Source organism: uncultured Hyphomicrobium sp. (assembly GCF_902826555.1).
Classification (GTDB): domain Bacteria; phylum Pseudomonadota; class Alphaproteobacteria; order Rhizobiales; family Hyphomicrobiaceae; genus Hyphomicrobium_C.
In genome coordinates, this window is record NZ_CADEFI010000004.1 from 1 (window position 1) to 6439 (window position 6439).

Annotated in this window: 6 protein-coding genes; 1 reads left to right on the forward strand and 5 read right to left on the reverse strand. The window is 60.9% G+C overall.

Translation table 11 applies throughout. The annotated features are described in order from the left end of the window. Window positions 1-645: 645 nt before the first annotated feature. The 4 genes from QZV93_RS03185 to QZV93_RS03200 all read right to left on the reverse strand — a co-directional run bounded on the left by QZV93_RS03185 (window position 646) and on the right by QZV93_RS03200 (window position 5153). Window positions 646-1866 carry an FAD-dependent oxidoreductase gene (locus QZV93_RS03185; RefSeq protein ID WP_295555908.1) on the reverse strand — a complete coding sequence of 407 codons (1221 nt, stop codon included), beginning with the start codon at window positions 1864-1866 and terminating at the stop codon, window positions 646-648. Between the two features lie 50 nt (window positions 1867-1916). Further along, the gene (locus tag QZV93_RS03190; protein ID WP_295556172.1) at window positions 1917-3257 is read right to left on the reverse strand and encodes a sorbosone dehydrogenase family protein; all 1341 of its coding nucleotides are present in this window, start codon (window positions 3255-3257) and stop codon (window positions 1917-1919) included. Window positions 3258-3621: 364 nt separating this feature from the next. Further along, entirely contained in the window at window positions 3622-4125 is a 504-nt protein-coding gene (locus QZV93_RS03195) for a ferritin-like domain-containing protein (protein WP_295556173.1), read from the reverse strand. 38 nt (window positions 4126-4163) lie between these two features. Beyond that, a complete protein-coding gene (locus QZV93_RS03200) occupies window positions 4164-5153 on the reverse strand; it encodes an SDR family oxidoreductase (protein WP_295555910.1) in 990 nt (329 codons plus the stop codon). Between the two features lie 186 nt (window positions 5154-5339). Between QZV93_RS03200 and QZV93_RS03205 the strand changes: the two genes are divergently transcribed. Continuing rightward, window positions 5340-5492: a hypothetical protein gene (locus tag QZV93_RS03205; RefSeq protein ID WP_295555912.1), complete on the forward strand. Its 153-nt coding sequence runs from the start codon at window positions 5340-5342 to the stop codon at window positions 5490-5492. Between the two features lie 50 nt (window positions 5493-5542). Here the strand turns inward: QZV93_RS03205 and QZV93_RS03210 are convergent, their stop codons facing one another. After that, the gene (locus QZV93_RS03210; protein WP_295556175.1) at window positions 5543-5770 is read right to left on the reverse strand and encodes a DUF2171 domain-containing protein; all 228 of its coding nucleotides are present in this window, start codon (window positions 5768-5770) and stop codon (window positions 5543-5545) included. Window positions 5771-6439: the final 669 nt, after the last annotated feature.

The following is a 6439-nucleotide window of genomic DNA, read 5'->3' on the forward strand; positions in this document are numbered from 1 at the left end:
CAGACCATCAATGATCTCGTTTTCATACTTGGATACTCCTTTACGTCGTATCCCCGACTTGGCAGATGAACCGCCCGTCCGTGATACCTGTTCCATAGGAATCAACTCTCGTGACTTGCGAACAAGCGGCCAAGATGCCCTTCGCTTCGCCACTGCACAATTTCAGGGCTCGTTGAACTGATCTTGTCACTGGACGCCGACAGCACATTGCCGGCAAAGTAGAACTCATGAGGCTCTTGCCAGCAGCCATCGCCCAGTTGGCGGGTTGTTCGTTGTTGCTGCCTCCCGCGTTGGCGCAATCTCCCGATAAATCCCGTGACGACGTTTTGAGGGCGCAAGGAACAATTCATTGGGAACCGCAATTGTGCTTTTAGCTCTTGGTCGAAGTCGAACTAGAGTTGTGAGCTGCCGACAGTGAAGAAGGTGGAGCGGACGGCGCATCAACTGGCGAAGCAAGTTCCGTCGTTGAACAGGACCCTTCCTATGGTCCGTACGTGCCGGACTGAGTATCGCGCCTTAGCTGCCACCAGCTCAGCGTCGTCAGGTGCCGCGGCCGCGCAAATCTAGCCAGACGTCCACGGCATAACCTGCAAAGAAGCCGCCAGCCTGCTCGACTCGACGCTTAAGCCGCGGTCGGCGAACGCGTCATACGCCGGCATGTTCGAATAACGACGCATCCGAATCGCGTTTTCCCCTGACCCAGGCTTCGACGACCTGAGCGGCAATCAGGCTGAACGTGATGCCATTGCCTCCGCAGGCCAATATCGCCATGCATCCCGGGTGGTCGTTAATTTCCGCGAAGATCGGTAGCCCACTTGGGCTAACAGCGAATGCTCCGCCCCATGCGTAGTCGATTTCGAAACTTCGCCCTGGCAGCAGCGTGTTTAGCTTGCTTAGCAGTGTCGCGGCTTTGGCCGGTATTGCGGCATCCCGGCGCTCAGCGTCGTTGAGGCCGGAATCTTCTCCGCCCGCGAGTACGCGATTGTCAGCCGTGGTGCGAACGTAAAGATAGGGGTTGGAGGCCTCCCAGAGCAGACAGCGCGTCGGCCAGAACTTTCTCGGATGGATACGTTTGGTTGCGATCGCCCACGACGACGTGATGTCAAAGCGCCCCTTCGGCAGGCTTTTGATTGTCTCATAGCCGGTGGCGAACACCGTCTTTTTGCAGAGAATTTCGCCGTCCGTGTCGGTCGCCAGGCGTATCCCAACTCCAGTGTTTTGCACCTCGATCACCTCGTGACCGGAGTATATACGGCAGCCTCTTTTGCGCGCCGCGTTGAGCGCTCCGGTCAAAAGGCGGGCCGGATTAAGCTCGCCGGCGCCTCCCGAAACGATGGCGCCCATACGCTCGACGCCATATTTCGATTTGAGCTCGTCCGCGTCTATGAACTCCGACGGAAGGTCCGCGCGACGGCGCGTGGCGGCTTCCAGTTTCAGACCCCGATGGCCGAGATTGTCTCCGGCAAGATAAACCGCGTCTCGATCGCGCCATTCGCAGCGAATGCCTTCGGCCGCCGTCAGCGCCTTTAGATCGGCGACAGCCTTGAGCGAACGGCGATAGGCGCGAAACGCGCGGCGCGCGCCTATCTTTCCGGATAATTCGCGCAGCGAAGTATCGAGCTCAAATTGGATCATAGCAGTACTGGCGCCCGTGCTTCCTTGGCCGGGCTGCCGACGATCGATGACGACGACATCGAGACCGGCCCGTGAAAGCGTCAAGGCGATCAGGGCGCCGCTGACGCCACCACCGACGATCGCCACGTCGCAGGCCTCAGATCCCATCTTGGCGCAAGTTCGCAAACGACTGCCGGAACCGGCCGACCAAAGTGGTAAGCCGCCGTGCAAATTCTTTTTGTCAATGATCATCAAGATAAAGCCCTAACGTACAGGGAAACAGCATGAGAGTATGCGTATGCCTAGCGCACCTTCTGGGCCTCGGCGTTTACGGAATTGCTATCCGGGGTGACACGCCAGACGATGTTACCCACGTCGTCGGCGACCAGCAGCGCACCCGCGCGGTCGATGGCGACACCGACGGGGCGGCCTTGAGCCTCTCCCTTGTCGTTCAGAAAGCCGGTCAGCACCGGTTCCGGCTGGCCATCGGGCTTGCCGTCCTTGAAGGGAACGAAGATGACCTGATAGCCGCTCGGCGGCTTGCGGTTCCAGGACCCGTGTTGCCCGACGAACGCCCCCTGGCGCAGTCGCTCAGGCAGCGTCGTCCCGCTTGAGAACACGAGGCCCAGCGAGGCCGTATGCGCGCCGAGGGCATAGTCTGGCACGATTGCCTTTGCCACGAGATCGGGCTTTTGCGGCGAGACGCGCACATCCACGTGCGGGCCGAAGTAGCTGTAAGGCCAACCGTAAAACCCGCCATCTTTCACGGACGTCAGGTAGTCCGGCACCAGATCGTTGCCGATCTCGTCGCGCTCGTTGACAACCGTCCAGAGCGTATTCGTCGTTGGCTCCCAACCCATGCCGTTAGGATTGCGCAGGCCCGCCGCTAAGACGCGCGTCGTCCCGCTGGCGAGGTCGACCTCGAGGATCGCCGCCCGGTGTTCCTCGGCCTCCATACCGTTCTCGCCAACGTTGCTGTTCGACCCTACGGTTGCGAATAGCTTTGCGCCGTTCGGCGAAGCGATGAGGTTTTTCGTCCAGTGATGGTTGAACGGCAGCGACGGGAGATCGGTGACTTTGGTGCCCGCCTCGCGGATCTCGCTCGCGCCATCCGCATAAGGAAAGCGCATGATGGCGTCGGTATTGGCGACATAGAAGTCCTTGCCGATCAGCGCCATGCCGAACGGTGAGTTGAGCCCCGAGAGAAATACGCTGCGCGTCTCCGCGACGCCGTCACCGTTTCCATCGCGCAAGAGCGAGATGCGGTTGGCGCTCGGGACGCCTGCTCCCGCGCGACCCATTACCTTGCCCATAACCCAACCCGCCAATCCGCTCCTGCCGCCGCTGTTCTCGGGTTTGTTGGTTTCCGCAACCAGGACGTCGCCGTTCGGCAGGACATAAAGCCAGCGCGGATGATCCAGATTGGCGGCGAACACCGACACCGCCAGCCCGGCCGCGGGCTTGGGCTTCCCACCCTCCGGCCACCCTCTCACCGGGGCGATGTTTACGGTCGGAATGAGCTGCGATTTGGGGTCGGCAAGTGTCGGCTTCCGACCAGTCGTGGCGGATATGGGCTGCGTGGACTCCTCGCCACACGCCGCGAGCGAAAGGATTGCGACGATCGAAAGCGCGAATGGGAGGATGTTCACAGATCGGATCTCCTGGCTGCGCACGCATGTAGGACGCGTTCTGCGGTGCAAAGTTCCCGGTGGCGGACCGCAGATGCTCTTTGCTCCGGGCATACAGCACTCAGATTTTCGAGGTGTCTCGCCGCGAAGCCGGGGAACGAATGCTACTTCCGGCGATGACGCGGATGACGGATGTCTTGCCGCTATGCACCTTCCCGATCGGGCAGACGGGACGGACGATTGCTCGCGCCCAACCGGCCAAGCAGCACGCTCTTCAGCGTTGCAGCCCATCTTGTCATGGTAGAAGCCAATTCATTCTCCAAAAATAGAAGAACGCCCGAGCGAACCGGAAGCACCCTCGGGCGTGATCGGCCAAATGTCAGGCTGCGCGGCGATTGAGCCGGCTTTCGGCCAACGTCGACAGCTTGGCGTCGGTGGCCTTCTCTTCGTCGAGATTCTTCATGAGGAGGCTTGCGCAATCGTCGCGGCCGAGCTGTTTGGCCCATGCGATCAACGTGCCGTAGCGGCCTATCTCGTAGTGCTCGACAGCCTGGGCCGCCGCGATCAGCGCGGCATCGAGTACGGCATTGTCAGCAACCTCACCCGCCACGGTGTCGGCCTCTGCGATGATACCGTCGATGGCCGGACACGAGACCCCGGAGACCTCGACGCCATGCAGTTTGAAGACTTGCTCCAGGCGTCCGATCTGCGTCTTGGTCTCTTCGAGATGCTTCTTGAACCCGGCTTTCAACTCCGCATCGGAGGCCTTGGAGATCATTGTAGGTAACGCCTTAGTGATCTGATTTTCAGCGTAGTACATGTCGCGTAGCGTGTGCACGAAAAGATCGTCCATTGTTTTGATGTCACGCGTGAAGAATCCCATCGCCATTCTCCTTTCTCGTTGGTGGGTGGGGGTCGTGATCAGTCGTAGCCGCCGATGATCGGCAGCAGCTCGCCGGTGATGTAGCTCGCGCATGCAGGAGCGGCGAGGAATACATAGGCGGGAGCAATCTCCTCGGGCTGCGCCGCCCGCTTCATCGGCGTGCCCGATCCGAATTTCTTCACCTCCTCGGCGGGACGATCGGCGGGGTTCAGCGGGGTCCAAACCGGACCCGGCGCGACCGCGTTGACGCGGATGCCCTTCGGCAGGAGGCTCGCCGACAGCGAGCGGGCGAAGGCATGGATGCCGCCTTTGGTCATCGAATAGTCGAGCAGCTCCTTGCTGCCCTGGAAGCCGGTCACGGAGCCGGTCATGATGATGGAGCTGCCGGGCTTCATGTGCGGCACCGCGGCGCGTGCGAGATAGAAGTAGCCGTAGAGGTTGGTTTTCACCGTGCGGTCGAAGTGCTCGTCGGTGATGTCGATGATAGAGCCCGCATGCTCCTGGAACGCCGCATTGTTGACGAGGATGTCGAGACTGCCGAGCCTGTCGATGGTCTGTCTCACAGCGTCCTTGCAATAGGCGGGATCGGAGACGTCTCCGGGCAGCAGCAGGCATTTGCCGCCTTCCGCTTCGACGGCGCGCCTGGTGGCGAGCGCGTCCTCGGTCTCTTCTAGGTACGAGATCGCGACATGCGCACCCTCGCGCGCAAAAAGGACGGCCACCGCGCGTCCGATGCCGGAATCCCCGCCGGATATCAGCGCGACCATGTCTTTAAGCTTGTCGGAGCCTTGGTAGGCCGGCGCCTCGTACATAGGCGCCGTCTCAAGATCCTTCTCGAGGCCAGGCTTGGCAAGATGCGTTTCGTCGAGCTTTTGCGGGTAATCGCGCTGGCCGGTCTGAACGGCCTTGTCCTTGCTCGGCTTCGACTCGTCGTCCTTCGCTCTATCGACGGTGTCGATGTGGGACTGTATACGGCGGCCCTCATCCGCGACGCGCTCTGCGCGATCGAGCGACTTGTGATCGGTCATTCTCCATGCCTCCGCCCCCGACCACCTCTGAAACGCAGGGATGGCGAAAGAGTTGCAAAGGAGTTGCAAGATGGAAAAAGCGCTACATACGGGCCGTTTTCGTGCAAAAGTTAGCAACAAGCGGAGGCGCCACATGAAGCGCACCGAGAGAACGGTTTCCTCAATCGATCGTGGTCCGGACACGTGGTGATCGGCGTTCTCGTGGCGAGTGCCTTCGTGTTTTCGGCCATCGCGTTTGCCCAGACGCCGCCGAAGCCTCTGCCGCCGTCGCCACCCGAGGTGATGGAGCTGCCCGGAGAAAAATCCGGCACCGACGCCGGATCCGAGCACAGAAAATGAAAAGCCCGAGGAGCCGCTGTCCAAAGAGCTTGTGTTCGACAAAATTTGCTTTAGCCCCAGTGGCTTCGCGCCTCGTTTCCGGACGGGGCGAGATGGACGCGATCATCGACTCGCTCCACCCAAGCCATCGGGATGAAGTGATGCCTGCCTCCGGCTGCTGGGTCATTCTTGGTCAGCTTGATCGCTTCTGCGCCTTCGCAGCGGTCCACGGTGCCGACGTGCTCGCCGTCGGAGCCGACCACCTCCATGTGCTCTTTGATATCGGCGGAATCAACCATTGACGTTCTCCTTCGCTGGTTCCGGGGAGAGCTGGCCTCGCTCCCGCCGGTTGCCGTGTCCCCCGTTTGGCGTTCGTTCCGAACCTGTTCTTGAATTTCCGGCGGGATCGGCGGGCCCGGTAACACGGACGTTGTGCCGTACTTGGCATCGCCCTCGGTATTGACTGATTTGCTTACCGCGTCGTCGTCGCGCGCCGCCTTCTCTCGGGCGCCGACGCTGTCCGGGGTCTTGCCTTTCTTTTCGGTACTGATCATTGCTCGCTCCTCGAGACCTCCGAGGAGAACGCGTGCAGAAAGGCGCGGTTCCTCGCGCGGTAGCACTAGGTCGCCCTCGCGAGCGCGTAGTCATCGTAGGGTGCAGCGCACACTAATTGGGTATAGAGCTCGCAAGCCTTCGCATACTCATCGGGCCGGAAGCGGACATCACTCTCGGTCGCATCACCGGCTCCAAGATTTGATCGCCGCCGCCGCAACCAGCGCAACGTCGGCAACGGTTGCCGACAAGCAGCACCTCGAAACGAAGAGCAGAACAGGACCTCATCGCACGGCTAGCAACCGGCGCAACCGTTGAAGCGCAAGACGACCTAGCCGAGACCTGGAAAGTCAACAAAGGAACAGTTTCCAAGTGGGTTGCTGAGTGGGAGCGCAACGGCACAATACCGGCGCGAC

Coding starts and splice junctions, on each gene's coding strand:
- QZV93_RS03200 (WP_295555910.1), bottom strand. CDS start 5,153: ATGACCGATCACAAGTCGCTCGATCGCGCAGAGCGCGTCGCGGATGAG.
- QZV93_RS03185 (WP_295555908.1), bottom strand. CDS start 1,866: ATGATCATTGACAAAAAGAATTTGCACGGCGGCTTACCACTTTGGTCG.
- QZV93_RS03210 (WP_295556175.1), bottom strand. CDS start 5,770: ATGGTTGATTCCGCCGATATCAAAGAGCACATGGAGGTGGTCGGCTCC.
- QZV93_RS03195 (WP_295556173.1), bottom strand. CDS start 4,125: ATGGGATTCTTCACGCGTGACATCAAAACAATGGACGATCTTTTCGTG.